25 protein-coding genes and 2 tRNA genes are annotated in these 26,661 nt (G+C 71.4%); 14 read left to right on the top strand and 13 right to left on the bottom strand.

The features are described from left to right. The first annotated feature begins 109 nt into the window (after positions 1–109). Positions 110–766 carry a DsbA family protein gene (locus AB0A97_RS04610; RefSeq protein ID WP_361144306.1) on the top strand — a complete coding sequence of 219 codons (657 nt, stop codon included), beginning with the start codon at positions 110–112 and terminating at the stop codon, positions 764–766. 43 nt (positions 767–809) lie between these two features. Here the strand turns inward: AB0A97_RS04610 and AB0A97_RS04605 are convergent, their stop codons facing one another. The 4 genes from AB0A97_RS04605 to AB0A97_RS04590 all read right to left on the bottom strand — a co-directional run bounded on the left by AB0A97_RS04605 (position 810) and on the right by AB0A97_RS04590 (position 5,170). Further along, the gene (locus AB0A97_RS04605; RefSeq protein WP_361144303.1) at positions 810–1,028 is read right to left on the bottom strand and encodes a hypothetical protein; all 219 of its coding nucleotides are present in this window, start codon (positions 1,026–1,028) and stop codon (positions 810–812) included. 149 nt (positions 1,029–1,177) lie between these two features. Beyond that, on the bottom strand, positions 1,178–1,819 hold the full coding sequence (locus AB0A97_RS04600) for a superoxide dismutase (protein WP_031001846.1): 642 nt from the start codon (positions 1,817–1,819) through the stop codon (positions 1,178–1,180). Between the two features lie 228 nt (positions 1,820–2,047). Further along, on the bottom strand, positions 2,048–3,502 hold the full coding sequence (locus tag AB0A97_RS04595; RefSeq protein WP_361144300.1) for an amino acid permease: 1,455 nt from the start codon (positions 3,500–3,502) through the stop codon (positions 2,048–2,050). 255 nt (positions 3,503–3,757) lie between these two features. Next, the gene (locus tag AB0A97_RS04590; RefSeq protein WP_361144297.1) at positions 3,758–5,170 is read right to left on the bottom strand and encodes an amino acid permease; all 1,413 of its coding nucleotides are present in this window, start codon (positions 5,168–5,170) and stop codon (positions 3,758–3,760) included. Positions 5,171–5,480: 310 nt separating this feature from the next. Here AB0A97_RS04590 and AB0A97_RS04585 point away from each other — a divergent pair, with 310 nt between their 5' ends. After that, on the top strand, positions 5,481–6,080 hold the full coding sequence (locus AB0A97_RS04585) for a biotin transporter BioY (RefSeq protein ID WP_361144294.1): 600 nt from the start codon (positions 5,481–5,483) through the stop codon (positions 6,078–6,080). 159 nt (positions 6,081–6,239) lie between these two features. On the opposite strand, the gene AB0A97_RS04580 is transcribed toward AB0A97_RS04585, so the two are convergent. Beyond that, on the bottom strand, positions 6,240–6,989 hold the full coding sequence (locus AB0A97_RS04580) for a hypothetical protein (protein ID WP_361144291.1): 750 nt from the start codon (positions 6,987–6,989) through the stop codon (positions 6,240–6,242). A gap of 64 nt (positions 6,990–7,053) precedes the next feature. Between AB0A97_RS04580 and AB0A97_RS04575 the strand changes: the two genes are divergently transcribed. Further along, positions 7,054–8,724, top strand: a complete 1,671-nt coding sequence (locus AB0A97_RS04575) for a serine/threonine-protein kinase (RefSeq protein ID WP_361144288.1) — start codon at positions 7,054–7,056, stop codon at positions 8,722–8,724. Here AB0A97_RS04575 and AB0A97_RS04570 read toward each other — a convergent pair. Beyond that, positions 8,685–10,187, bottom strand: coding sequence for an amino acid permease (locus tag AB0A97_RS04570; RefSeq protein ID WP_361144285.1), 1,503 nt, complete (start codon positions 10,185–10,187; stop codon positions 8,685–8,687). The genes AB0A97_RS04575 and AB0A97_RS04570 overlap by 40 nt on opposite strands. Before the next feature lie 204 nt (positions 10,188–10,391). Between AB0A97_RS04570 and AB0A97_RS04565 the strand changes: the two genes are divergently transcribed. Together AB0A97_RS04565 and AB0A97_RS04560 are read left to right on the top strand one after the other, a co-directional pair. Continuing rightward, the gene (locus AB0A97_RS04565) at positions 10,392–10,880 is read left to right on the top strand and encodes a ribose-5-phosphate isomerase (RefSeq protein ID WP_361144281.1); all 489 of its coding nucleotides are present in this window, start codon (positions 10,392–10,394) and stop codon (positions 10,878–10,880) included. Positions 10,881–10,968: 88 nt separating this feature from the next. Next, positions 10,969–11,778 (top strand): DNA-formamidopyrimidine glycosylase family protein, encoded by an 810-nt coding sequence (locus AB0A97_RS04560; RefSeq protein WP_361144278.1) that lies wholly within the window; start codon positions 10,969–10,971, stop codon positions 11,776–11,778. A gap of 405 nt (positions 11,779–12,183) precedes the next feature. On the opposite strand, the gene AB0A97_RS04555 is transcribed toward AB0A97_RS04560, so the two are convergent. Continuing rightward, positions 12,184–13,413, bottom strand: coding sequence for a GNAT family N-acetyltransferase (locus AB0A97_RS04555; protein WP_361144275.1), 1,230 nt, complete (start codon positions 13,411–13,413; stop codon positions 12,184–12,186). Positions 13,414–13,540: 127 nt separating this feature from the next. Between AB0A97_RS04555 and AB0A97_RS04550 the strand changes: the two genes are divergently transcribed. Together AB0A97_RS04550 and AB0A97_RS04545 are read left to right on the top strand one after the other, a co-directional pair. Then, a complete protein-coding gene (locus AB0A97_RS04550; protein ID WP_361144272.1) occupies positions 13,541–14,683 on the top strand; it encodes a PP2C family protein-serine/threonine phosphatase in 1,143 nt (380 codons plus the stop codon). A 48-nt stretch (positions 14,684–14,731) separates the two neighbouring features. Beyond that, positions 14,732–14,956, top strand: coding sequence for a hypothetical protein (locus AB0A97_RS04545; RefSeq protein ID WP_361144269.1), 225 nt, complete (start codon positions 14,732–14,734; stop codon positions 14,954–14,956). Positions 14,957–15,231: 275 nt separating this feature from the next. Here the strand turns inward: AB0A97_RS04545 and AB0A97_RS04540 are convergent, their stop codons facing one another. After that, positions 15,232–16,431, bottom strand: a complete 1,200-nt coding sequence (locus AB0A97_RS04540; protein WP_361144266.1) for a cation:proton antiporter — start codon at positions 16,429–16,431, stop codon at positions 15,232–15,234. Between the two features lie 322 nt (positions 16,432–16,753). On the opposite strand from AB0A97_RS04540, the gene AB0A97_RS04535 reads away from it, so the two are divergent. Continuing rightward, positions 16,754–17,548: an ABC transporter ATP-binding protein gene (locus AB0A97_RS04535; RefSeq protein ID WP_361144263.1), complete on the top strand. Its 795-nt coding sequence runs from the start codon at positions 16,754–16,756 to the stop codon at positions 17,546–17,548. 28 nt (positions 17,549–17,576) lie between these two features. Here AB0A97_RS04535 and AB0A97_RS04530 read toward each other — a convergent pair whose 3' ends face one another. Beyond that, positions 17,577–18,776, bottom strand: a complete 1,200-nt coding sequence (locus AB0A97_RS04530; protein WP_361144260.1) for an acyltransferase family protein — start codon at positions 18,774–18,776, stop codon at positions 17,577–17,579. Positions 18,777–19,351: 575 nt separating this feature from the next. Here AB0A97_RS04530 and AB0A97_RS04525 point away from each other — a divergent pair. Continuing rightward, positions 19,352–19,546, top strand: coding sequence for a hypothetical protein (locus AB0A97_RS04525; RefSeq protein ID WP_030020551.1), 195 nt, complete (start codon positions 19,352–19,354; stop codon positions 19,544–19,546). A 46-nt stretch (positions 19,547–19,592) separates the two neighbouring features. Here the strand turns inward: AB0A97_RS04525 and AB0A97_RS04520 are convergent, their stop codons facing one another. The 3 genes from AB0A97_RS04520 to AB0A97_RS04510 form a co-directional block, all read right to left on the bottom strand. Further along, on the bottom strand, positions 19,593–19,970 hold the full coding sequence (locus AB0A97_RS04520; RefSeq protein WP_361144258.1) for an arsenate reductase family protein: 378 nt from the start codon (positions 19,968–19,970) through the stop codon (positions 19,593–19,595). A gap of 108 nt (positions 19,971–20,078) precedes the next feature. After that, entirely contained in the window at positions 20,079–20,267 is a 189-nt protein-coding gene (locus AB0A97_RS04515; RefSeq protein WP_361144255.1) for a hypothetical protein, read from the bottom strand. Positions 20,268–20,336: 69 nt separating this feature from the next. Continuing rightward, positions 20,337–20,407 (bottom strand) — tRNA-Gly (locus AB0A97_RS04510). Between the two features lie 215 nt (positions 20,408–20,622). On the opposite strand from AB0A97_RS04510, the gene AB0A97_RS04505 reads away from it, so the two are divergent. From AB0A97_RS04505 to clpX, 5 genes are all read left to right on the top strand, one after another. Continuing rightward, a tRNA-Pro gene (locus AB0A97_RS04505) sits at positions 20,623–20,699 on the top strand. Positions 20,700–21,017: 318 nt separating this feature from the next. Further along, positions 21,018–22,397, top strand: a complete 1,380-nt coding sequence (gene tig, locus AB0A97_RS04500) for a trigger factor (RefSeq protein WP_361144252.1) — start codon at positions 21,018–21,020, stop codon at positions 22,395–22,397. A 324-nt stretch (positions 22,398–22,721) separates the two neighbouring features. Continuing rightward, positions 22,722–23,324 carry an ATP-dependent Clp protease proteolytic subunit gene (locus tag AB0A97_RS04495; RefSeq protein ID WP_030020548.1) on the top strand — a complete coding sequence of 201 codons (603 nt, stop codon included), beginning with the start codon at positions 22,722–22,724 and terminating at the stop codon, positions 23,322–23,324. Positions 23,325–23,392: 68 nt separating this feature from the next. Then, positions 23,393–24,076, top strand: a complete 684-nt coding sequence (locus AB0A97_RS04490; protein WP_361145272.1) for an ATP-dependent Clp protease proteolytic subunit — start codon at positions 23,393–23,395, stop codon at positions 24,074–24,076. Between the two features lie 163 nt (positions 24,077–24,239). After that, entirely contained in the window at positions 24,240–25,529 is a 1,290-nt protein-coding gene (gene clpX / locus AB0A97_RS04485; RefSeq protein ID WP_030020546.1) for an ATP-dependent Clp protease ATP-binding subunit ClpX, read from the top strand. A 93-nt stretch (positions 25,530–25,622) separates the two neighbouring features. On the opposite strand, the gene AB0A97_RS04480 is transcribed toward clpX, so the two are convergent. Further along, a complete protein-coding gene (locus AB0A97_RS04480) occupies positions 25,623–26,405 on the bottom strand; it encodes a hypothetical protein (protein ID WP_361144250.1) in 783 nt (260 codons plus the stop codon). Between the last annotated feature and the right edge of the window lie 256 nt (positions 26,406–26,661).

Below are 26,661 nucleotides of genomic sequence, written 5' to 3'. Positions count from 1 at the left end.
GTCCTCGTCTCGTATATCGAACACTGGGAATCATGGCACGCCGCGCCCCGGTTGAAGCCGGTGGCCGGTCCGCCGTCCGGCCGCCGACCCGAACGTTCGAGGAGCAATCGTGTCCCAGACCGCTGCCGCAACCGACCGGACCACGGCCGATTTCTGGTTCGACCCGTCCTGCCCGTGGGCCTGGCTGACCTCCCGCTGGATGCTGGAGGTGGAGCAGGTGCGCCCGGTGGACGTGCGCTGGCACGTGATGAGCCTCGGCGTGCTGAACGAGGACAAACTCGACGAGCTGCCGGAGGAGTACCGGGAGAAGAACCGTCCCGGCGGCGCGGTGTGGGCACCGGTGCGGGTGTGCGTCGCCGCCGAGCGGGAGCACGGCCAGGAGGCACTGGCCCGCCTCTACACAGCGCTCGGGACCCGCTTCCACCACCAGGGCCTGCCGCGTACGCGGGAGACGATCGTGGCCGCGCTGGAGGAGGCCGGGCTGCCTGCCGGGCTGGCCGACGCGGCGGACACCGACGCGTACGACAAGGAACTGCGCGCCTCGCACAAGGAGGGCATCGACCTGGTGGGCCAGGAGGTCGGCACCCCGGTCATCGCCGTCCCCGGCGCCGACGGCGAGCGGATCGCCTTCTTCGGCCCGGTCATCACCCCGGCCCCCAAGGGCGAGCAGGCCGCGCAGCTCTGGGACGGCACGCTGATGGTCGCGTCCATCCCGGGCTTCTACGAGATCAAGCGGACGCGGACGCGGGGGCCGGTCTTCGACTGAGCGGCCGGGGCGGGCGCTCGCCGCCGGGCCGGCCCCGGCGCCGTCAGTCGAAGACGGGCATCCGCTGGGGCGGGTCGAAGGTCGTGCCCGTCCACCGGTAGCGGATGTTCCGGCACCCGGCGCGTGCGCAGATCCAGTAGTCCTCGACGTAGTCCTTGCCGGTGAGCTCGCGGAGCCACTGCCGCTCCCGCTCGCCCTCGGGTGACCGGTGCGGCTCGTCCTCGTCACATGTGGAGCAGTAGAGCATCGGTTGGTCCGGCATGGTGCCACCATGCTCCGCGCCGCGGCGTACAGAAAGACCCCCGTGAGTCATGTCCTCACGGGGGTCCTTCCTTACTCCGCCTGCCGGGTGAAGGTTGAGAAGACGATCACGAGGCAGGACGCTCACCGGTGCGCCGCGGGGCGCCGGGATCAGGGAGCGATCAGCAGAACGTTGGAGCGCTCCTTGGCGGCCGCGTAGCGCTTGGCGACGTCCTGCCAGTTGACGACGCGCCACATCGCCTCGATGAAGTCCACCTTCTGGTTCTTGTACTGCAGGTAGAAGGCGTGCTCCCAGGCGTCGAAGACCAGGATCGGCACCGAGCCCTGGCCGACGTTGCCCTGGTGGTCGTAGATCTGCTCGACGATCAGGCGGCCGGTGATCGGCTCGTAGGCCAGGACGCCCCAGCCGGAGCCCTGGGTGGTGGCCGCGGCCTTGGTCAGCTGGGCCTTGAACTTGGCGAACGAGCCGAAGTTCTCCGCGATGGCGTCCGCCAGCTCGCCCACGCCGTCCTTGTCCAGCGGCTCGCCGCCGCCGTCACCGGTCATGTTGTGCCAGTAGATGCTGTGCAGGATGTGGCCGGAGAGGTGGAACGCGAGGTTCTTCTCCAGGCCGTTGATGGAGCCCCACTGGTCCTTGTCGCGCGCCTCGGCGAGCTGCTCCAGGGTGTCGTTGGCGCCCTTGACGTACGCGGCGTGGTGCTTGTCGTGGTGCAGCTCGATGATCTCAGGGCTGATGACGGGTTCGAGCGCCGCGTAGTCGTACGGAAGTTCCGGAAGATTGTAGGTGGCCATGCCGAGCCCTCCAGCTGCTTACGACCTTTAATTGCAATCGACTTGCAACTGCACGCTACCAGCATGAGTGATCACCGACCCGCCGAGGGGCGGAGTCTGGGCCAAAAGAAGGAGGCGGTGCCCGACCTCGGTCCGAGGTCCGGCACCGCCTCCGGAAAAGCACGGCGCATTCTGGTGAGGTAAGCCTTACCGCACTTCTGCTTTTGGTGAGGTAAGCCTTACTTTCGCTTACCCGGCGTCCTTTTGACGCGCCATTCGCTGCTTGGCGAGACCGACGGCGACGAGCACCACCGCGAACCCGCCGGTGAAGTAGAGCTGCACCCGCTGGTTCTCGTCCCGCAGCATCAGCAGCAGCACCGCCACCACACCGGCCAGCGCGACCCACGTCAGCACCGGGAAGAGCCACATCCGCACGACCAGCTTCCCGGGCTCCTCGCGCTCCAGCCGCCGGCGCATCCGTAGCTGTGCGACGGCGATGAAGCCCCACACGACCAGGATGGCCGCACCCACCATGTTGAGCAGCCACTGGAAGACGGTCTCCGGCCACCAGTAGCTGAACAGCACCGCGAGGAACCCGAAGGCGGAGCAGAGGATCACCGCGCGGCGCGGCACACCGCCGCTGACGGTGCGCAGGAAGCGCGGGCCCTGGCCACGGGCGGAGAGGGAGTGCGCCATCCGGGAGGAGCCGTAGATGTTCGCGTTCATCGCGGACAGCAGCGCGATCAGGATGACGACGTTCATGATCTGCCCGGCCGCCGGGATGTCCAGGTAGTCCAGGACGGCGACGTACGGGCCGCTCTTGGCGATGTCCGCGTTGTTCCAGGGGATGACGGTGACGATGACCGCCATCGAGCCGACGTAGAACAGGGCGATCCGCCACATCGCGGTGCGCACGGCGCGGGCCACACCGCGCACCGGGTCCTTGGACTCGGCGGCGGCGATCGTCACCGTCTCCAGGCCGCCGTAGGCGAAGACGGACGCCAGCAGGCCGATGACCAGGCCGTCCGACCCGTTGGGCAGGAAGCCGCCGTCGCCGGTCAGGTGGCTGGCACCGGGGGCGGAGGTGCCGGGCAGCACACCGAGGACGGCGAGCACGCCCAGGACGAGGAAGATGCCGATCGCGGTGATCTTCAGGGCCGCGAACCAGAACTCGAACTCACCGAAGTTGCTGACCGCCGCGAGGTTGGCGCCGCAGAAGACCACCATGAACAGCAGCACCCACATCCATGGCTGCGTGCCGGGGAACCAGCCGGTCATGATCCCGGCGGCGCCGATCGCCTCGACGGCCACCGCCACACACAACTGCGCGGTGAACATCCAGCCGGTGGTCAGGCCCGCCCACGGGCCGATCGAGCGCCCGGCGTGCACGGAGAACGATCCGGAGGCGGGACTGGCCGCCGCCATCTCGCCGAGCATCCGCATCACCAGCATGACCAGGCAGCCGGAGACGGCGTAGGCGAGCACGATCGACGGGCCGGCCGCCGCGATGCCCTCCTTGGAGCCGACGAACAGCCCGGCGCCGATCACACCGCCGAGAGCGATCATCGACAGATGGCGCTGCTTGAGCCCGTTGGACAGCGGGGCGCCGGTGCCCGGGTCCGCCGCGCTGCCGGTGCCGTCCGCGCCCGGGACCTGGCCGGTCCGCTCGCGCTCGGGCGTGGTGGACGAAGGTGTCCGATTCATGGTCGTACCTGTCCCATGTAGTGAGAGCGAGCGAGACGATCGACGGGAAAACGCGCTCAGTTTGAGTGTCCGTGTCCGCTGAGGGCAACAGTCGTGCAGCAGTTGTTCGGTATTCAGACGTGATCGTGACCGGTCGTATTCACACCGTTGTGAGACGTGACCCCGGGTGTTCGCGGAGCGGAAGTGGGGCGGCCGATTCCGGCCGGTCGCCCGGCTCCCGCGAGGCCCGTCACCCGCCCTCCGCGCGGCCGCCCGTCAGCGGCCGGACCGCCGCATCCGCAGCTCCCGCAGCCCCGCGACCGCCAGCACCGCACCGGTCGCCGCGGCCGACCACAGCAACTGCGGCCGGGCCCCGTCGTCGGTGAGCATCAGCACCAGCACCGCCAGCATGGCCGCCAGCGCCGTCCAGGTCAGATACGGGAACGCCCACATGCGCAGGGTCAGCTTCTCCGGCGCCGTCCGCTCGATCTGCCGCCGCAGCCGTAGCTGCGACAGCGCGATCAGCGCCCAGACGAACAGCAGTACCGCGCCGACCGCGTTCAGCATGTAGAGGAAGACCGTGTCCGGCCACAGCAGATTGAGCAGCACCGAGACGAAGCCGAACGCCACCGAGGACAGCACCGCCCGGCGCGGCACCCCGCCCGCCGTCACCTTCAGCAGCGAGCGCGGTGCCTCGCCCCGCCCGGCCAGCGAGAAGACCATCCGCGAGGACCCGTAGAGGTTGGCGTTGAGCGCCGACAGCAGCGCCACGAAGACCACCACGTTCATGATCTGGCCCGCGCCCGGCACACCGATGCTGTCCAGCACCGCGACGTACGGGCTCTTGCCCGGCTGCATCGACGACCAGGGCAGCAGCGTCACGACGACCAGCATCGAGCCCACGTAGAAGAAGAGGATGCGCCACACCGCGCTGCGCACCGCGCGCGCCACGTTGCGCGCCGGGTCGTCGGACTCGGCCGCGGCGATGGTCACGACCTCCAGACCGCCGAAGGCGAACGCGACGGCGAGGACACCGGAGACCACGCCCTGCCAGCCGTTGGGCAGGAACCCGCCCTGCCCGGTGAGGTTGGCCAGCCCGACCGCCTCGGTGTCCGGCAGCACCCCGAAGATCGCGAGCAGGCTGAGCACCAGGAACAGCACGATCGCGGCGACCTTCAGCGTCGCGAACCAGAACTCGAACTCGCCGAAGCTCTTGACCGCGGTGAGGTTGGCGGCCGTGAACACCAGCATGAAGATCAGCACCCAGCCCCACTGCGGGACCGCGGGCACCCACCCGTTGGCGATCTGCGCCGCGCCGGTGGCCTCCACCGCCAGCACCACCACCAGCAGGAACCAGTACAGCCAGCCCACGCTGAAGCCCGCCCAGCGGCCCAGCGCGCGCTCCGCGTGCACCGAGAAGGCGCCGGACGCGGGCATCGCCGAGGACATCTCGCCCAGCATCCGCATGATCAGCATGGCCAGCGCGCCCGCGATCAGGTAGGAGAGGACGATGCCGGGGCCGGCCACCGCGATGCCCGCGCCGGAGCCCACGAACAGGCCCGCGCCGATCACCCCGCCCAGTCCGAGCATGGTCAGATGGCGCTGCTTGAGCCCGGCGGACAGCGGCTCTCGCCCGCCGGCGCCATCGCCCGGCGGTGGCGTTCCGGTGGCGGTGGGTGCGTCGTGCATGGGCTCGTACTCTCACAAAGGGTTTTGGGGGAACCCCACAGGGCTCCACGTTGTCCCCCAGTTTCCCCGCCCGCCGCGCGCTACCACAAAATGCGCACCCGTCCGGGGCGACGGCCGTGACGAGCATCACGTGACCTGCGAAGACCGTTGACGAGGCGGTTCGGCCCACGGGCCGTGGCGTTGTACGGAAGTCTCCAAGGACACCATTGCGCCTTTGTCGCCGCCACACGATGATCGGCTCCGGGGCGCTGGACTAACGTCATCGCGTCCCACCCTGTCCCCGCTCCACCTCACACCCCGCGGAGTTCCGATGAGCACTGCCGACGCAACCACCAGGCCCGGTGCGGTCCTCGCCGATCTGCTGCCCGCAGCGGGCGCCACCCGCGCCCGCGTCCGCGACGCCGTACTGGTCGTCGGCGGCGCCGCGCTCACCGGCATCGCCGCGCAGATCGCCCTCCCGGTCCCCGGCTCCCCGGTCCCCGTCACCGGCCAGACCTTCGCCGCCCTGCTCGTCGGCGCCTCGCTCGGCGCGGGCCGCGGCTTCGCCTCCCTCGCGCTGTACGCGCTGCTCGGCATGGCGGGCCTGCCCTGGTTCGCGGGCGGCGCGGCCGGCGCGGGCGGCGCGACCTTCGGCTACGTCCTCGGCATGCTCCTCGCCGCCACCGCGGTGGGCGCGCTGGCCCGTCGCGGCGGCGACCGCGGCCCGCTGCGCACGGTCGGCACCATGGCGGTCGGCACGGCCCTGATCTACGCGGTCGGCGTGCCCTTCCTCGCGCTGAGCACCGGCATGTCGTTCGGCCAGGCGGCCGCGACCGGTCTCGTCCCCTTCCTGATCGGCGACGCCCTCAAGGCCGCGCTGGCGATGGGTGCGCTGCCCACCGCGTGGAAGCTGCTCGGCCGCCGCGGCTGACCCCGCGCGCGCCGTCCCTCCGTACGGGACCGGACCGGGCCCCGCACCACCACTTCGCGTGGCGGTACGGGGCCCGTCGGCTTTCCGCACGCGTACGGACCGTCCGCGTGCGCCCCGCCCGTCCTGAGCCCGTCCGGCCCTTGCCCGTACGCATCCTGGTCACCGGTGGGACGACCTGCGGGTGGTGATCCACACTCCGGCACCGCCGAGGAGCAGCAGGCCCGCGGCGGTGCCCGCCAGCGGCAGGACCGACGGCGCACCGGTCTCGGGCAGCCGCTCCCCGGGAGCCGCCGACTCCGACGGGCCCGGCGTGGCGGTCGACGAACCGGCCGGCACGTTGACGGTGTTGAGCATCAGCGGGGTGTCCGGCGCGTCGGACACCGGATTCCGGGTGCCGAAATGGACCGGGCCCTGCTGCCACAGCAAGGTCTCGGTGTTTCCCGAGGTCACCGGCAGACAGATCTGCCCCTGCCGGTTCAGATCGAAATGCGCGGTGACCTCGAACGTACGGCTCTTTCCGCTCGCCAACGAGCCGATGGCACACGAGTACGCGCTGTTCGAGCCCTTCGGCAGCCGCGCCTCGGGCACCTTCGTGCACCCGGCCACGTTGTCGACCGTCAGCCCCTGGAAACCGGCGACCGTCAGCCGTACGGCACCGGTCCTGGCGGCGCCCTTGTTGGTGACCTTGGCGGTCAGTTCGGTCTTTCCGGTGCGGTTGTCGACGGAAATCCGCTTTGGCAGTTCCGTGGTGATCCGATAGCCCGCCGGCGCGCTCGGACCGGCCTTCCCGCCCGCGCTGCTGCCCGGTACGGGTTCGGCCGCCAGGGCCGCGGAACCGGCCGGCAGTGCCAGTACGGCCGCCGTCGCGGCCACCATGAACGCCCGTTTCCCCTGTCGGGTTGTGTACATTCTTGAACCCCCCTTTTCCCCGTCCTCTACCGAGGTATTTGATGGGTACCACAAGATTCCGCGGGTGCTGTGGGGGCTGGGCATGGTGGGGAATGCGAGCGAGGTGGGGCCCGGGCGACTGGCAGCCGGCCGTTACCGGCTGCTGGAATTGATCGGACGCGGCGGAATGGGGCGGGTGTGGCGCGCCCAGGACGAAATTCTCGACCGGTGCGTCGCGGTCAAGGAAATACGTATCGACGAACACGCCGGCGAGGAAAGCGTGGTGCAGCGCGAACGCAGTCTGCGCGAGGCCCGCGCCACCGCCCGTATCGACCATCCGAATGTGGTGCGCGTCCATGACGTGGCCGAGGAGGGCGACCGGCTGTGGATCGTCATGCAGCTCGTCCAGGCCTGCTCCCTGGAACAGGTCCTCGCCCAGGACGGCCCGCTGGCCCCGGACGCGGCGGCCCGGGTCGGCGCCGGACTGGCCCGTGCCCTGCGCGAGGTGCACGCGGTGGGCGTACTCCACCGGGACATCAAGCCCGGCAACGTCCTGATCGACGACCGCGGCACCGTCGTACTGACCGACTTCGGCATCGCCGCCATACAGGACGCCACCGCGCTGACCATGGCCGGGATGCTCATCGGCTCGCCGGACTACATGGCGCCCGAACGGGTGGCGGGACAGGAGCAGGGGCCGCCCTCCGACCTGTGGTCCCTGGGCGCCACGCTGTGCGCCGCTGTCGCGGGGCAGTCACCGTTCGCCCGCGCCACGACCCTTGCCACGCTGCACGCGGTGCTGCACGAGGAGCCCGCCATCCCGCCCGCGGCGGGCCCGCTGCGCGAGCTGCTGACCGCCCTGCTGAACAAGGCACCCGAGGCGCGCCCCACCCTCGACGAGGTCGAGACACGGCTCGGCCCGCTGGTACGCCGGGCCGCGGCGGCGAACCCGACAAAGCCGTTGAACGCGGCGGAAGTCGTGGACGTCCGTACGCCCACGGTGGCCGACCCGGCACGGGACCGCGTCGAGGCGGCGTCCGCCGCTCCCCGCACGGACAGCGGCTCTCGGCCCGCGACGGCTCCCGCCACCCCCGCGGCATCCGCCCCCGCAGTCCCACCCGCCCCCTCGGCTCCACCGGCGCACCCCCGCCGCAAGCGGCAGGCCCTGCTCGCCGCCACCGGCGTCCTCGCGTCCGCCGCCGCGGTCGTGGTGATCCTCGTCGCGACGCAGGGCGCGGACCCCGGCGGTACGGCCGGCGCCGGAGCCGGCCGCCCTTCCGCCGCCGGCCCCAGCGCCGGTACGGGCACCGGGAGCGGCGACCCGGCGGCCACGTCCGGTGCCCGCCGTACCGAGGACGGCTTCAGCTGGGTGCCGCCGGCCGGCTGGAACCGCACCGAGGAGTCCGCCAGCGACATCACGTACAGCACGAAGGACGGCTCCACGCTCGTCTCGGCGCGGCAGGACCCGTCCTCCGGCGGCGACCTGCTGGCGGTCTGGCAGCAGTACGAGGCGCAGCAGCACGACGTGCCGGGCTATCGCAGGGTCCGGCTGGAGCGCACCACGTTCCAGGGGTACCCCGCCGTCGAGTGGGAGTTCGCCTACACCCGGGACGGGAAACCGGCGCACGGGCGGCAGCTCGGCTTCCGGGCCGGGAACCGGACCTTTCAGCTCAGCCTCTGGTACCTGGATTCCGCGGAGGCCGCCGCCCTGCGCGCCTACGACCGGGTCAAGGAGTCCTTCCGGACGTCCCCCTGACCTTCCGGGCCGCCGCCGTCCGCCGCCGCACCGGCGCCGTCCTTGGCGCGCCGCCTGCGGTCCAGCACCAGGCCGACGATCAGCACGACCACGGCCGCGACCACCGAGAGCACCATCTGCTTGCGTCCGTCGGGGTTGTAGAACATGTAGCCGACGACGAAGAGGATCAGCGCGATCGTCGCGTACGTCAGGTACGGGTACAGCCACATCCGTACCGTCAGCCGCTCCGGCATGTCCCGCACGATGACCTTGCGCATCCGTAGCTGCGAGAAGCAGATGACCAGCCAGACGAAGAGCGCCACCGCGCCGGAGGAGTTCAGCAGGAACTCGAAGACGGTGTCCTTGGAGGTGTAGCTGAAGATCGTCGCGACGAAGCCGAAGGCCACCGACGCCCAGATGGCGGTCGCCGGGACGCCGCCCTTGTTCACCCGGGCGAAGGACTTCGGCGCGTCGCCGCGCTCGCCGAGCGAGAAGGCCATCCGGGAGGCGGTGTACAGGCCGGAGTTCAGGCAGGACAGCACGGCGGTGAGCACCACGACGTCCATCACGGTGCCGGCCGCCGGGATGTCCAGCGACCTCAGCACGGCCACGTACGGGCTCTTGTCGAGCGCCGGGTCGTCCCACGGCAGCAGCGTCACGATCACCGCGATCGAGCCGAGGTAGAAGAGCGCGATCCGCCAGATGACGCTGTTGACGGCCTTGCGGACGGCCTGCACCGGGTTCGGCGACTCGCTGGCCGCCAGGGTGACGATCTCGCTGCCCATGAAGGAGAAGACCACCAGCAGCATGCCGGAGAGGATCGCGCCGGGCCCGTTCGGCAGGAACCCGCCGTGGCCGGTCAGGTTCGACAGGCCCACCGCGTGGTCGCCGGGCGGCAGCCCGAAGATCGCCAGCGCGCCGACCACGATGAACACCACGATCGCCACGACCTTGATGCCGGCGAACCAGAACTCGAACTCGCCGAACGAGCCGACGGAGATCAGGTTGGTGCCGGTCAGCACGATCATCACCAGCAGCGCCCACGCCCACTGCGGGACGGCGGGGACCCAGCCGGTGAGGATCGAGGCGGCGGCGGTCGCCTCGACGGCCAGCACGACCGACCAGAAGAACCAGTACAGCCAGCCGATGGTGAAGCCCGCCCAGCGGCCCAGCGCCCGGTCCGCGTAGGCGGAGAACGAGCCGGAGGTGGGGGAGGCGGCGGCCATCTCGCCCAGCATCCGCATCACCAGGACGACCAGCAGGCCGGTCAGCGCGTACGAGATCAGAATGCCGGGGCCGGCCGCCGCGATGCCGGCGCCGGAGCCCACGAACAGGCCCGCGCCGATCACGCCGCCGATGGCGATCATCGACAGATGGCGGTTCTTGAGACCTGCCTGGAGCCCGGCGGGTGACCGGCCTCCGTCGGGGGAGCCGGGGCCGCCGGCCGCCTCGCCCGCGTTCATGGTCGGCGGATGCGCGCCCATGTGCACCGTCCTTCTGTGGTTCTCGGTGTCGAGTCCCCGCATTAGAACCGCGTTAACGGTCGTTTTGGAAGATCTGCATCCGGATCGTTGCGTGGATCTCATTTCCGCACGTCACCGCGTGTACATCGCACGTATGGCGGCCGGGGGGACCGGCGACGCCTACCCCGGGCCCGGCGGACGACACGTCCGTGCAACACTCGGCACATGCGCGTGTATCTCGGCTCCGACCATGCCGGTTTCGAACTGAAGAACCACCTCGTCGAGTGGCTCAAGGCCCACGGCCACGAGCCCGTCGACTGCGGCCCGCACATCTACGACGCCGTGGACGACTATCCGCCGTTCTGCCTGCGCGCCGCCGAGCGGACCGCGGCCGACCCGGAGAGCCTGGGCGTCGTCATCGGCGGCTCCGGCAACGGCGAGCAGATCGCCGCCAACAAGGTCAAGGGCGTACGGGCGGTGCTGGCCTGGAGCGAGGAGACCGCGAAGCTCGGGCGTGAGCACAACAACGCCAACGTGATCTCGGTCGGCGGCCGGATGCACACCCAGGACGAGGCGACCAGCTTCGTCGCGGCGTTCCTGGCCACGCCGTACTCGGGCGAGGAGCGGCACACCCGCCGCATCGAGATGCTCTCCCGCTACGAGACCACCGGCGAGCTGCCGGAGATCCCGGCACACCACCCGCAGCAGGACTGAGCCCACCCGCCGTCCCGCTCGCGCCGCCGACGGCGCGGGCGGCCGCCGCACGGCCCCCGTCCCCACTCCGCCGAGGAGGCGTCGACCCATGCCCGAGGGGCACACGATCCACCGCCTCGCGCTGGACCACCGTGCGCTCTTCGAGGGCGCGCCGGTCCGGGCGAGCAGCCCCCAGGGCAAGTTCTCCGACAGCGCGGCGCTGATCGACGGCCAGGTCATGACCACTGCCGAGGCGCACGGCAAGCACCTCTTCCTCGGCTTCGGGCCCGCCGGATGGGTCCACATCCACCTCGGCCTCTTCGGCAAGCTGGCCTTCGGCGACGCCCCGGCGCCGCCGCCCACCGACACCGTACGGCTGCGGCTGGCCAACGAGACCGCCTACGCGGACCTGCGCGGGCCCACCGCCTGCGCGCTGCTCACCGACGCCGAGAAGCAGGCGATACACGACCGGCTCGGCCCCGACCCGCTGCGTCCCGAGGACGACGGCGAGCGCGCCTGGGCGCGGATCTCCCGCAGCCGTACGTCGGTCGCGGCGCTGCTGATGGACCAGAAGGTGATCGCGGGCGTCGGCAACGTCTACCGCGCCGAGGTCCTCTTCCGGCACGGCATCGACCCGTACCGTGCCGGCCGCGATCTTCTCCGGTCCGAATGGGACGCCGTCTGGGCGGACCTGGTCGCCCTCATGCGCGAAGGCGTCCGGCACAACCGCATCGACACGGTACGCGCCGAACACCTCCCCGAGGCCATGGGTCGCCCGCCGCGCGTCGACGACCACGGCGGTGAGGTCTACGTCTACCGCCGGGCCCGCCAGGAGTGCCACATCTGCCGCTCCGAGATCCGCACCGCGGCCCTGGCCAACCGCAATCTCTTCTGGTGCCCCGGCTGCCAGCCGAAGTGAACCCCGAGTCCTCGGGCCGCCTGGCGCGAAAGGACTGTCCCGTCGACGAAGGAGTCCAGCCACGGCTCGAACTTCAGCCGGGGGGACGGCGGCCGGCACGTGGGGTCGCAGGTCATGGGTCCCTTCGTAGGCCGCGCAGGCAAGCCACTCGTCCGTCCCCGCCGGGGCAGGCGGCGGTCGAAGAGGTCACGGACGCGCAGGATCTCTTCCCGGCTGAGCTCGGTGACGTCAGCCGGGCGTTCGTCGGCGTCCCACCCGGTCAGTCGCCGGATGAGCCGTTCGTGGGGTGTGCCGGTGCCGTTCCCACCGAAACGATGGACACGCAGGTGAGGGGCGGGTCAGCGGCCCGCCCCGGACGGCCGCCGGGCCCGGGACCAGCGCCGGGCAGGGGGCGGACACCGGCCCTCAGAACCCGTGCGGCAGCCACGGCTTGCGGTACGCGCCGAACGCCATCGACGCCTCCCGCAGGGCACCCGGGCGCAGCTCGCGCACCCGCCCCGCCCCGGCCAGCGCCTCCAGCGTGAACCCGCCCAGGTAGGCGGCCCCCAGCTCCCGTACGGACAGCGTCAGGTCGGCCGGGTCGGTGGTCCGCTCGCAGGAGGCGCCCTTCTCGTCGCCGGAGAGCCGCCACCGGCCCTCGTTCCAGGGGCAGAACGGGTCCGCCACGTCCAGGACCACGTCCAGCGGCGCCGCGTACGTCCGCGCCGCGAGCGCCTCGCCGGCCTCCACCAGCCGTACGAACAGCGACTCGCGCACCCCGATCCGGCAGCGCCGCATGTCGTCCACGAGGTGCAGCAGCGGATCGTCGGCCGGGCGGTTGCGCACCGTCAGCCGTGACGTCAGGTCGATGCCGAACAGGTAGCGCCACAGCGCCGCGTAGACCACCGGGTCCAGCGCCTCGACGTCCCGCAGGACCACCGTTCCGTCGGGCCCGCCCCCGTCCCAGCCCGCCTTGACCGCGTAGCGCGCGTACCCGCGCACCTCGCCGGCCACCTCGGCCAGCACGCACAGCAGCGGCCCGGCCCCGTCCCGGTCGGCCTCCGGGTCGAGCAGCGGCAGCCGCTCCCAGTGGGGCTGCCGGGCGAGCATCCCGGGCCGGCCGGTGACCAGTTGTTCGTACACCTTCTCGCAGTCCGCCAGCCCGTCCTCCGGGTCGACCAGCCGCAGCCGTACGTCGTCGGCTCCGTCCGGCACACGGACCGACTGGCGCAGCGTGTCGAGCGTCATGCTCACCGCCTCGGACGCCGCGCCGTACCCGAAGCGCCCGTAGATCGCCGGCTCGGAGGCGGTCAGCACGGCCAGCGCCTCGCGCCGGTCCCGGAAGTCCGCGAGCTGCCGGCGCATCATCGTGCGCAGGAGGCCGCGCCGCCGGTGCGTGGGCTGCACGCTGACCAGCGTGACCCCGGCCACCGGCAGCACGGCGCCGCCGGGCACCGTCAGCCGGAACGAGTACGCGCCCGCCGTGCCGACGGTCTCGCCGTCGTCCCGCAGGTCCAGGCAGCGCTCCGGCTCGCCGAGCCGCCGCCACAGGGCGCGCTCCTCGGGCGCCTCGGGGGTGCCGCCGAACGCCCGCTCCAGCTTCCCGTACCAGTCGGCCCAGTCGTCCGGACGCAGCTGCCGTAACTCGGTCGTCATAGGCCATGGGTAGCAGCACGTCTTCCGCCCGCGCGACCGTTTTTCGAACGCCGTTTCCCGGTGATTGCGCCAGGCGGCGTGCCGTGAATCGACGCGCCGCCGAACGGGTGGATAAGGTCCCAGAACAATGGCGAGCAGCACGGGAGCGGAGTCCCCGACGGCCCGGTGGCGCAAGGCGGTGCACCGGGCCCGCATCAGCGTGCGCAAGGCCGGGGTCGACTACTTCCGCGGCGACGGCTCCGACTGGATCGCCCTGGTCGCCCTCCTGATCGCCATTCCCGCCATCGCCTGCGGCACCATCTGGCGCCCCGACTGGATCGCGCCCACCGCGCTGGTACTGCCGGTGCTCGCCGGCGGGCTGCTGCTCCGCCCGGCCAACCTGCTCGCCCTGTACGGCACCTCCGCCGCCGCCCTGATCGTCGAGGCGTCGCTGCTCGGCCCGTACGACCAGGGCCGCGACCGGATCACCCCGGGCACGGTCCTGGTGGTCGCGGCGGTCGGCCTGTCCGGACTGATGGTCGCGCAGTTCCGCAGCCGGGTCGGCGTGCCGTGGCGGCGCGGCGGCACCATGCTCTTCGACCTGCGTGAACGTATCCGCGTCCAGAGCAAGCTGCCGAAACTGCCGGCCGGCTGGCACCGCGAGATGGCGCTGCGCCCGGCCGGCGGGCAGTCCTTCTCCGGCGACTTCGTGGTGGCCTCCCGTACGCACGGGGGCAACATCCTCGAAGTCGTGCTGACCGACGTGTCCGGCAAGGGCATGGACGCGGCCTCCCGCGCGCTGCTGCTGTCCGGCGCCTTCGGCGGCCTGCTCGGCTCGCTGCCGCCGCACGGCTTCCTGCCCGCCGCCAACGGCTACCTGCTGCGCCAGGACTGGGACGAGGGCTTCGCCACCTCCATCCACCTCGTGCTGGACCTGGAGTCCGGCGACTACGAGTTGCTGTCCGCCGGGCACCTGCCCGCCCTCCAGCTCAGCGCGGGCACCGGACGCTGGGAGGAGAAAGCGGCGGAGGGGCCGCTGCTCGGGGTGTACGACGGGGCGCAGTTCGACCCGGTCAAAGGGACGCTGCGCCCCGGCGACGTGCTGATGCTCTTCACGGACGGCCTGGTGGAGGCCGCCGACCGGGACATCGCGGAGGGCATCGACCGGCTGACCGGCGAGGCCGACCGCTATGTGGCCGGCGGCTTCGTCGGTGCCGCCTGGCATCTGATCGAAGCCGTGGCCAAGGATGTCAACGACGACCGCGCGCTGCTGCTGATCTGCCGCGACTGAACCGTACGGTGGGCGGCCCGACCGGCCCGGACCACCCGCGGAGGACGCATGGCAGGCACCTTCCCCTTCGGTTATGTCACGTACGTCGAGGGCGTGCCGGAGAAGGTCCGGCACGCCCTCACCGATCCCGGGCTGACCGCCGCCCACTGGGGGCACCGCCATGTCTTCGACCGGCAGCCGGGTTCGCGCCGGGAGCACCGGCGCACCGACGGTTCGCGCATCGCCGACGTCGAGGGGCGGTGGTGGAGAGCAGTCCGCCCACGCGGCCGGTGACCACGTGGGCGGAGCCCGGGGCGGGGCGGCCCGGACCGGCCCCGGCGTCTCCACGGTGACGTTCGGCATCGAGCCGTACGGGGAGGTCGTCCGGCTGACCCTGACGCACGGGGGACTGGCCGGCGAGGCCGAGCGGGACGCGGCGGCCCAGGGCCGGTACGCGGTGCCGGCCAACCCCAAGACGCTCTCGGAGGCCGGGCGCCCGCTGCCGCGCGAGCCCCGGGCGATGCCGTGCCCGCCGGACCCGCCCGGCGGCGGTGAGCCGTACGGCCGTGCTACCTGCCGGCGGCCGCGGGCTCGGGCCGCCCGCCGCCCGCCGGCGCGTCCGGGTCAGGGTTGCCGCCGCCCGGCAGGACCCGCGCCAGCCAGGCCGACCGGCCGGCCGCCAGCGGTCCCAGGACGGCCAGGATCAGTACGTACCCGGCGATGAACGGCGCCAGCCGCTCGTCCAGCCCGGCGCCCGCCGCCATCGTCGCCAGGATCAGCGCGAACTCGCCGCGGGCGAGCAGCGCGGTGGCGATGTTGGCGGCCGGGCGCGGCCCGAAGCCGTAGATCCGGGCGGCGACCAGCCCCGCGAGCACGTTCATCAGCAGGGTCAGCGCCACCGCGATCAGTACCGGCCACACGACCGACGGCAGGTCGCCGGGGTCGATGGAGAGCCCGAACGCGAAGAAGAAGATCGCGCCGAAGGCGTCCCGCAGCGGGTGCACCAGCTCCATGATCTTTTTGCCGGAACCGGTGCTGCCGAGCATCAGACCGACCATGAACGCGCCGATCGCGTCCGCGACGCCGAACCACTCCGAGACGCCCGCCACGAAGACGGCGGCGCCCAGGAAGGAGATGACCAGCAGCTCGTTGTCCTTGGTGGCGATCAGTTTGCCGATCACCGACGTGCCCCAGCGGGCGACCACCGCGAGCAGCAGCAGGAAGCCGAACGCCTTGCCCGCGTCGAGGGCCGCCGCGGTCATCGAGTCGGCGCCGGAGATCACCGGCTGGAGCGCGGCCAGGTAGAGCGCGAGGAAGACGTCCTCGACCACGATGATGCCGAGGATCGGCTTGGTCTCGGGATTGCCGAGCCGGCCGGTGTCCATGAGGACCTTGGTGACGATCGCCGACGAGGAGATGCCGAGCACCCCGGCCAGGACCAGTGCCTCGGAGGTGCCCCAGCCGACCAGGAAGCCGAAGACCAGGCCGGCGCCGACGTTCAGCGCCAGATAGGCGGCTCCGGCGACGGCCATCTTCCGGCCGCCCTCCTTGAGGTCGTCCAGGTGGAATTCGAGGCCGAGGTAGAAGAGCAGCAGCACCAGACCCAGCAGGGAGAGCATCTCCAGCTCGTGCGGGTCGTCGACCAGGGCGATACCGGGGGTGTGCGGGCCGAGCAGTATCCCGGCCAGGATGAACAGGGGGATCGTGGGGAGCCCGATGCGGCTGCCCAGGCGGGCGAGGACGGCTGCGGCCAGGAAGGCCCCGCCCATCGCGAGGAGGGTTTCTGCGTGTCCGATGGCTCCTCCAGAGGTTCGGCCGGACGATGTTCGGTCAAGGGGGAGTCAAGAAGGCGTCAATGGTTAGTTTACCAAACGACTTTTCGGGTCCGGCACCCCTGTGCGCACCACATGCCTCACCCGCTCCTGCCCGCTCCTTCACCGACCCGCCTCCGGGACCTTCCCGGGCCTCCCGACGAGAGCCCTGCCTGGGGTTTTCCCCACCCGGAAGCCACCGGCAGCCGCCATGGTCCAGGTTCACCCCCGCTCCGTACGGTCACAGAGCGACCGGACGTACGAGACGAGGGGTGGCGTGATGGATCAGCGTGACGAAGGCCGGGGCGGGCGGCGGCAGGAGCGCGGCGCCTGTGCCGTGGAGCTGCGCGGCGTCCGGCGGCAGTACGGAGGCGGAGCCGGCGCCGTACACGCCCTGCGCGGCATCGACCTCGTCCTGCCGCACGGCAGCTTCACCGCCGTGACGGGACCCTCCGGCTCCGGGAAGTCCACCTTCCTCCGGTGCGCGGCGGGCCTGGACCGGCCGACCGGCGGCACGGTCCGCGTCGGCGGTACGGACCTCACCCGGCTGCGGGCGGACCGGCTCACCGCACTGCGCCGCGAGCGCCTCGGCTTCGTCTTCCAGGCGTTCAACCTGCTGCCGTCGCTGACCGTCGAGCAGAACGTCGCCCTGCCGATGCGGCTCGCCGGCCGGTGCGCCGACCGGCGGCGCACCGCCGAGGCGCTCGCCCGTGCCGGCCTCGGCGCGCACGCGGGACGGCGCCCCGGCCGGCTCTCCGGCGGCCAGCAGCAGCGCGTCGCCGTCGCCCGCGCCCTGGTCACCGGGCCGGACGTGGTCTTCGCCGACGAGCCGACGGGCGCGCTCGACACCGGAACCGCCGCCGGGGTCCTCGGCCTGCTGCGGCACGCGGCCGACGGGCTCGGCACCACGGTCGTCATGGTCACCCGCGATCCGGTGGCGGCCTCCTGGGCCGACCGGGTCCTCTTCCTCGCCGACGGCACGCTCGCCGACAGCCTGGAGCGCCCCACGCCCGAGCGGGTCGCCGCCCGGACGGCGGCCCTGGCCGGCCACCCGCGCCGGACGGCCGCGGCCTGAGCGGGCCGGGCGGGCGTGCCGGTGTCCGTCAGCCCGCTCCTCCAGTCCCGGGGACCGGTTCCTTCCGGAACGCCCACGCCATTCTGGGCTCCACCACGCAGCGCAGGGCCCTGCGGACCGGTGGCGTGCACAGCGCCGTCACCGCGGCTGCCGCCGTCAGGCTCACCGCGACCTCACCGAGCGGCGAGTGCAGCCACGCGGCATCGTCGAACCAGCCGCGGGAGCGGGCACCCTTGGTCAGGAAGCCGTGCAGCAGGTAGCCGTACAGGGTTCCGGCGCCCAGCACCGTGAACCACGTACGGCGGGCCGGCACCCACGCGAGGAAGCAGCCGGTCAGGACCAGCGAGCAGCCGAACATCGCGAGCGTCATCACCGCCCCCGCCCACCAGGGCGCCCCCAACTCCTGCGCGCTCTCCCGGTGGTAGAACCACGCCGAGGTCATCCGCGGAACCGCCCAGTAGGCCAGCGCCAGGGCGGCCGCGAAGACCGGCACCGCCACGATCCGCGCCGCCCGCCGCCGTACCAGCGCGAAGTGCTCGGGCCGCAGGTTCAGCCCCAGGACGAAGAACGGCAGGAACTGGAGCAGCCGTTGCATGTCGAGGTCGTCACCGACCTCCGGGGACACGGACGCCAGTACCGCCACGGTCAGGGCCAGGGGGACCGGCCGACGGACGATCCGCCACAGGGGAGTGGTGAGCCGCCACACGAACAGCGCGGCCAGGAACCAGGTCAGATACCAGGGGTCCAGGAGGCTGACCGGCAGGTCCGGGTCGTCGTTCACCCAGCGCGCGAAGAGCGTGTAGGCGGTCTCGAAGACGACATACGGCACCACGACACCGGTGATCAGGCGTCGCAACCGGTCCGGGCGCAGATCGAAACCGCGGGAGAAATAGCCGGAGATGATGATGAACGCCGGCATGTGGAAGGCGTACACCGTCATGTAGAGCGCCCCGGCCGTGCGGCTCCCGCCGGTCAGCGGCTCCCAGGAATGCCCCATCGCGACCAGCACGATCGCCAGATATTTCGCATTGTCGAAGAAGGCTCTCCGGCCGCTCCCGGCGGCGTCCCGAGCCGCCCCGGCGGCGGGCCGCGCGGTCTCCGTCACCGCCTGCCCGGCGGCCCGTGGCCCTCCGCCCGGGGCGTCCGGGGCGGGGGCCGCCGCGTCCCGGCCAGGGGGCCCGGCGGCCGGGGGCAGCACACGTCGTGGGGTCGGCGCAGCGGGAGACATCTGACGCACCCTAGTGGCGGCCGGGAAATGCGTAAAACCTTCTCCGCCGAATGTGCAATACTGGCGCGGCGCGGCGGGAATTCCCTTTCGGGTGGCGGACTCCGGGTATTGCAGGCGCCCTTTCGTGCATTTTCCGGTGGGCCGGTGAATATCCGGTCCGGGGGTGCGTCATCCGCTTATCCGAGGGCATATGCCCCGACGTGGACCCGGGGGCGATGTCCGCTTCGCTGCCGGTATGTCGGTGCGGCAGCCGTCCGCCGGCCGCGCACCCGCCTCAGGAATTCACGTGTGCACAAAAAGGGTCCGGTCCGTGCGGCGTCATCCGGCCAGGCGCTGCGCACGGTTCCGGCCGCCCGGCCGAAAGGGTGCCGGGGCGTCAATTCCCGGGCCCCGGACCGGTGTCCGCCCGTGCCCGGCGGGGCGGCCGTCCGGTTCGCGGGCAAAGCCTTGGCCGATGATTCGCCACCCGCCTCCACTGGGCAGTGACTTGGTGGCACGATGGTGCCGAGCGGGGGTGTGCGCGGCTGCATGCTTCCGGGGCCGGCCAGGCGTTCCGACCGAGGGTGTGATCAGTTGTGGCTCTTTCGCTGTCCGTCGTGCTGTTGTTGGGCATCATCATGATCGTGTTGATACGCGGCAAGTCGCTCAAGGCGGGACCGGCGCTGGTGGCCATCCTCTTCGGCTTCTTCCTCGCCTCCACCGGCATCGCGCCGTCCATCAACCGGTTCCTGAACTCGGTGGCCGAGACGATCAACAACATCAGCTTCTAGCGCGCCACGGGCCCGCACCCGCCGTGCACGGGCCCGGCCGGGACGATCAGCGGTCGTCGCGTCCGCTCCGCGCGACCGCCTCCCGCACGGCCTCCTCGCTGCGCCCGACCAGCGCCGTGCCGTCGTCCGCCGTGATGATCGGCCGCTGGATCAGCCGTGGCCGCTCGGCCAGCGCCGCGATCCACCGTTCCCGCGTGGCGTCCGTACGCTCCCAGCCGCCGATGCCCAGTTCCGCCGCCTCGGCCTCCTGCGTGCGGGTGATGTCCCACGGCTCCAGCCCCAGCCGGTCCAGCACCTCCCGCAACTCCACGGCGGTCGGGGGCTGTTCGAGATACCTGCGTACGGTGTAGTCCGCCCCCTCCTCGTCCAGCAGTTGGACGGCGGAACGGCACTTGGAACACGCGGGATTGAGCCAGATCTCCATGTCGACACCTTAGTGAGCGCCCTGGGGACGCGGGCCGGACCTGGTCGGGAGGCGACAAGAAACGACAGCCGGGCGGCGATGACGGCCGGACTTCCGCGGCGGCCGGGGCTACCGCTTCAGAGCCCGGTACCGCTTCATCAGCGCCGTGAGCTTCGCGGGGTCGGCTCCGCCGTTCAGCTCTTCGACCAGCTCGTCGGGGCACAGCTCGTAGAGGTCGCCCCACCAGCGCCGTCCCCGATTGTCCCGGATCCGGTAGCCGCCGGGCACGCCTCGGGCGACGTACCGCCTCCTGGCCATGGCCCCCGTCCCGGAAAACACTCAGGGCCAAGCCCGGGAAGACCTCGGACCTGGCCCTGAACCACACCGAGCGGGCGACGGGAATCGAACCCGCGTAGCCAGTTTGGAAGACTGGGGCTCTACCATTGAGCTACGCCCGCATGCGCCGCCGGTCGGGTGACCGCGGCACGCAGTGCATCGTAGCGGGTCACCCGGGCCCACCGCACACTCCGCCCCGTTCCCGCCGGTGGCGGCGGCCGTCCGCGGCCCCGTGCGCCCCCGCCGGTGCACCGTGCGCCCCCTGGTTCGCGGCCCGTGCCCGTGGATATCCGGCAGCCGTGCCGTCCACAGCCATGTACCCTACGTGTCGCACCGACGGGGTGTGGCGCAGCTTGGTAGCGCGTCCGCTTTGGGAGCGGAAGGTCGTCGGTTCGAATCCGGCCACCCCGACCAGCAGGTTCTTCATGTTCAGCCGTCCGGCGTTCGGCCGTACGACGTCCCGGCCCGGTCTCCGGCCCGGCGTCCGGCGCTCCGGGCGCGGCGCGCCCGCCGTCGGCAGGGCCCCGGCTCCGCGGCCCGGGCCGGTCCGTCCGGACGGGCCCGTAAGGCGCCCGTCAAGATCACATTGCGGGTGCCAACCCGCTTGCGGTTACTATGCAAGCTGCGTGCCCGTGTGTCTTTCTCCCGGGCGCGGTCCGCAGGGCGCCTGGGCTCCAGGCGCCGGCAGATCTCAAGCAGAACCCCAGAAGTCAGCCCCAAGGAGACCGAACCGTGAAGAGCGCCGTGGAGACCCTGAACCCGACTCGGGTTCGGCTCACTGTCGAGGTGCCCTTCGAGGAGCTCAAGCCCAGCCTCGACGCGGCGTACAAGAAGATCAACCAGCAGGTCACGGTGAAGGGCTTCCGCCAGGGCAAGATCCCGGCCCGAGTCATCGACCAGCGGTTCGGTCGCGGCGCCGTGCTTGAGGAAGCCGTCAACGACGCGCTCCCGAAGTTCTACACCGAGGCGGTCAACGAGGGTGAGCTCAACGTCCTCGGGCAGCCCGAGGTCGACATCACCGAGCTGAAGGACGGCGAGCTGCTGACCTTCACCGCCGAGGTCGACATCCGCCCGGCCCTGGAGATCCCGGACTACTCCGGCATCGAGGTCGAGGTCGACGCCGTCGAGGTGTCGGACGAGGACATCGACAAGTCGGTCGAGCAGCTCCGCGACCGCTTCGCCTCGACCACCCCGGTCGAGCGCGCCGCCGAGGACGGCGACGTGCTCACCGTCGACCTGGAGGCCAAGGTCGACGGCGAGGTGCTGGAGGACGGCGTCGCCCAGGGCGTCAGCTACACCATCGGCTCCGGCGAGCTGCTGGACGGCATCGACGACGCCGTCAAGGGCCTGAAGGCCGGCGAGTCCGGCACCTTCACCTCCGAGCTGAAGGGCGGCTCCGCCGCCGGCAAGGAGGCCGAGGTCAAGGTCGACGTCACCGCCGTGGCCGCCCGTGAGCTGCCCGCGCTGGACGACGACTTCGCGCAGCTCGCGAGCGAGTTCGACACGCTGGAGGAGCTGCGCGCCGACAGCGCCAAGCGCCTCGCCCAGATGAAGAAGTACGACCAGGCCACCCAGGCCCAGGAGAAGGTCCTCGACGAGCTGCTGAAGCTGGTCGAGGTCCCGATGCCGGAGAAGCTGCTCGCGGACGAGATCGAGACCCGCAAGCACAACCTGGTCAACCACCAGCTCGGCCAGATGGGTCTCGACCTCGCGAAGTACCTGGAGATCCAGGGCAAGACCGAGGAAGAGTTCGACGCCGAGACCAAGGAGCAGGCCGAGAAGGGCATCAAGACCCAGTTCATCCTGGACGAGCTGGTCAACAAGGAGAAGCTGAACGTCAGCCAGGAGGAGCTCACCGAGCACCTCATGCGCCGCGCGCAGTCCTCCGGCATGTCCCCCGACCAGTTCGCCCAGGCCGTCGTCGAGGGCGGCCAGGTGCCGATGCTCGTCGGTGAGGTCGCCCGCGGCAAGGCCCTCGCGGTCGTCGTCGAGGCCGCCACGGTCAAGGACACCAACGGTGAGGTCGTGGACCTGGACGACGAGGACGAGACGGCCGAGACCGTCGAGGCCTCCGAGGCCGAGGGCACCGACGCCGAGAAGACCGAGGGCTGAGCCCCGGCCACCCCGGTGGCAGGGGCGGCCCCGGCCGCCCCGCAGCGCCAGTAGACGTACGGGCCCGAACACGCCACGCCCGCGTGTTCGGGCCCGTACGTCGTCGGGGTCCGTGCACGCCGGTGAGCCTGCGCTCACAGCGAACAGTTGACAATGCGGGATGGCGCCCGCCGACCAGCGCGTTAGGGTCCGTAGATACGAGGGCAGGGGACCAGCCGAACCGGCGCCGGCGGAGCACGCCGCGCCCTCCCCGCGCCCCAGAAGACGACGCTGAGACGGCCCTGGGCCGTCCGACAACGAGCAGGTGGACACGTGACGATCCCGATGCCTTCCGCCGCCGCTGAGCCGACCTTCGGTGGCCTCGGCGACCAGGTCTACAACCGGCTGCTCGGCGAGCGGATCATCTTCCTCGGCCAGCCGGTCGACGACGACATCGCCAACAAGATCACCGCGCAGCTGCTGCTCCTCGCCGCTGACCCGGACAAGGACATCTTCCTTTACATCAACAGCCCGGGCGGCTCGATCTCGGCCGGCATGGCGATCTACGACACCATGCAGTACATCAAGAACGACGTGGTCACCATCGCCATGGGCCTCGCCGCCTCGATGGGCCAGTTCCTGCTGAGCGCCGGCACCCCGGGCAAGCGCTTCGCGCTGCCCAACGCCGAGATCCTCATCCACCAGCCCTCCGCGGGCCTGGCGGGCTCCGCGTCGGACATCAAGATCCACGCCGAGCGGCTGCTGCACACCAAGAAGCGCATGGCGGAGCTCACCGCCCAGCACACGGGCCAGACCGTCGAGCAGATCACCCGCGACTCCGACCGCGACCGCTGGTTCGACCCGCAGGAGGCCAAGGAGTACGGCCTCATCGACGACGTCATGACCACCGCGGCGGGCGTTCCGGGCGGGGGCGGCACCGGGGCCTGAGCCCCGGACGACTCGCCACGCAGCCGACTCCAGCCCTTTTGACCGCCACCAGGACGGTGAACCTCCAGATGAACAACTTCTCCGGCCGTAGCCTCTACGAGCGCCACGACGCCCCGCAGGCAGAGTTCCAGGGTCTGCCCGCCGAGTCCCGCTACATCGTCCCGCGCTTCGTCGAGCGCACCTCGCAGGGCGTGCGCGAGTACGACCCGTACGCGAAGCTCTTCGAGGAGCGCGTGATCTTCCTCGGCGTGCAGATCGACGACGCGTCGGCCAACGACGTCATGGCGCAGCTGCTGTGCCTGGAGTCGATGGACCCGGACCGGGACATCTCGATCTACATCAACTCGCCCGGCGGTTCCTTCACGGCGCTGACCGCGATCTACGACACGATGCAGTTCGTCAAGCCCGACGTGCAGACGGTCTGCATGGGCCAGGCGGCCTCCGCCGCGGCCGTGCTGCTCGCCGCCGGCACCCCCGGCAAGCGGATGGCGCTGCCCAACGCCCGTGTGCTGATCCACCAGCCGTACAGCGAGACCGGCCGCGGCCAGGTGTCCGACCTGGAGATCGCCGCCAACGAGATCCTCCGGATGCGTACGCAGTTGGAGGACATGCTGGCCAAGCACTCCACCACGCCGATCGAGAAGATCCGCGACGACATCGAGCGCGACAAGATCCTGACCGCCGAGGAGTCCCTGGCGTACGGTCTGGTCGACCAGATCGTCTCGACCCGCAAGACGGCCGCCTCGGTCTGATCGCGTACCGTCCAGAAGTGAGCCGGACACTACGCCCCCTTGGACCGGGTTGACCGAGTCGGTCCAAGGGGGGCCCGTACGGGGGGCCCGGCAAGGTACCGTCGATAGGCAAGCACCCGGGTCCGCGGAGCAATGCGGATCCCAGGCGAAGGGGAAGCACCTCGTGGCACGCATCGGTGACGGCGGCGACCTGCTCAAGTGCTCGTTCTGCGGGAAGAGTCAGAAGCAGGTGAAGAAGCTCATCGCGGGGCCTGGTGTGTACATCTGCGACGAGTGCATCGACCTCTGCAACGAGATCATCGAGGAGGAGCTCGCCGAGACCTCCGAGGTCCGCTGGGAGGAACTGCCCAAGCCCCGGGAGATCTACGAGTTCCTGGAGAGCTACGTCGTAGGCCAGGAGCCCGCCAAGAAGGCGCTCTCGGTCGCCGTCTACAACCACTACAAGCGGGTCCAGGCGGGTGAGAACGGTGGCGCGCGCGGCGGCGACGACGGCATCGAACTCGGCAAGTCCAACATCCTGCTGCTCGGCCCCACCGGCTCCGGCAAGACGCTGCTCGCGCAGACGCTCGCCCGGATGCTCAACGTCCCGTTCGCCTTCGCCGACGCGACGGCGCTGACGGAGGCCGGCTATGTCGGCGAGGACGTGGAGAACATCCTCCTCAAGCTGATCCAGGCCGCGGACTTCGACATCAAGAAGGCCGAGACCGGGATCATCTACATCGACGAGATCGACAAGGTCGCCCGCAAGAGCGAAAACCCGTCGATCACCCGTGACGTCTCCGGCGAGGGCGTCCAGCAGGCCCTGCTGAAGATCCTGGAGGGCACCACCGCCTCGGTGCCGCCGCAGGGCGGGCGCAAGCACCCGCACCAGGAGTTCATCCAGATCGACACGACGAACGTGCTGTTCATCGTGGGTGGCGCGTTCGCGGGCCTGGAGAAGATCATCGAGGCCCGGTCCGGTGCCAAGGGCATCGGCTTCGGCGCCAACATCCGCTCCAAGCGCGAGATCGAGTCCAAGGACCAGCTCCAGGACGTCATGCCGGAGGACCTGGTGAAGTTCGGGATGATCCCGGAGTTCATCGGCCGGCTGCCCGTGCTGACCTCGGTGCACAACCTGGACCGCGAGGCGCTCCTCCAGATCCTCCTGGAGCCGCGCAACGCGCTCGTCAAGCAGTACCAGCGCCTGTTCGAACTGGACGGCGTGGAGCTGGACTTCGACCGCCCGGCACTGGAGGCCATCGCCGACCAGGCGATCCTGCGCGGCACCGGCGCGCGCGGCCTGCGCGCCATCATGGAAGAGGTCCTCCAGTCGGTGATGTACGAGGTCCCGTCCCGCAAGGACGTGGCCCGCGTCGTGATCACCGAAGAGGTCGTGCACTCCAACGTGAACCCGACCCTGGTACCGCGCAACCGCGGCGGCGAGTCGGGCGAGCACCACGAGAAGAGCGCGTAGCGCCGTCCGTTCCCCCCGCACGGACGGCGAGGGCCGCCCCGCGACACCGGTCGCCGGGCGGCCCTTTCGCGTGGCGGCGGCCCGGCGTCCTGGCTACTGCGGGGTACGGGTCTCGCCACGCACCACGGCGGTGGTGTCCGCGTACTGCGACAGGTCGACGTCCGAGGAGGAGCGCAGCTCGCCGTTCAGGTAGAGCAGCACGGCGGCGGTCGAGCCGTCGGCCCAGCCGCAGACCGGCGCGTAACCGAACGCCGGGTTCCGTACGACCTCGCAGTCGATCTTGACGGTGCCGTCCGCCCCGCCGGGCCGGAACGTCTCGCGCTGCCGCACGACCGTGGTGCCCCCGGTGGCCACGCCGCGGAACATGTTGTCCACCACGCTCTCCGGGTCGTCGATGGTGCCGTAGCCGCCGGAGATCATCAGGCCGGTCGGCCGGCTGCCGCGGGTGCCCCGGTAGCGGGCGATCTCCTGCGTGATGCCCGGCGGCGGCGAACCCAGCTTGTGGCCGTCGCGCTCCAGCGCCGCCTTGTCCTTCTCCAGCGTGTACGCGCCTTCGTCGACCGTCCTGGGAGTCGTCAGCCGCATCCGCCGCCCGTCGTCCTCGGCGGACGGCTTCTCCTCGGACGAGCCGGAGGCGTCGGAACCGGCCTCCGGAGGGGCGGACGCGCCGCCACGGGCCCGCGGGGGGCCGTCGCCACCGTCACCCGAGACGAGCATCACGGCCCCGCTGATGATGGCGCCGACGAGCACGACACCGGCGGCCACCCCCGCGATGATCTTGCCGGTGCTCCCGCCACCGGACGGGCCGGGCGGACCGGGCGGGCCCGGCGGCGGGTACTGCGGGAACTGCGGGGGCGGCTGCACCGGCTGCTGCATCGGTTGCTGCGGGGCCTGCGGCTGCTGGGGCGCACCGTACCCGTACGGACCGGGCGGCGGCCCCTGAGGCGGCCCCTGAGGCGGCCCCTGAGGTGATCCTTGCGGCGGCCCCTGAGGCGCCCCGAAGCCCCCGCCCTGCGGCTGCTGCTGCCCGCTGTCGCCATACGGCCCCTGGGGCGGCTGCCCGCTGCTCCCGTAAGGCCCTGGCGGCGGCTGGTCGAAGCTCATGACGTGTCCTCCCCCTGACGGTACGGCC

It is taken from the genome of Streptomyces sp. NPDC045470 (assembly GCF_040646595.1).
GTDB lineage: Bacteria > Actinomycetota > Actinomycetes > Streptomycetales > Streptomycetaceae > Streptomyces.
Note: the sequence above shows the minus strand (reverse complement) of the source record. Positions and strands in the feature narration are given on the sequence as shown.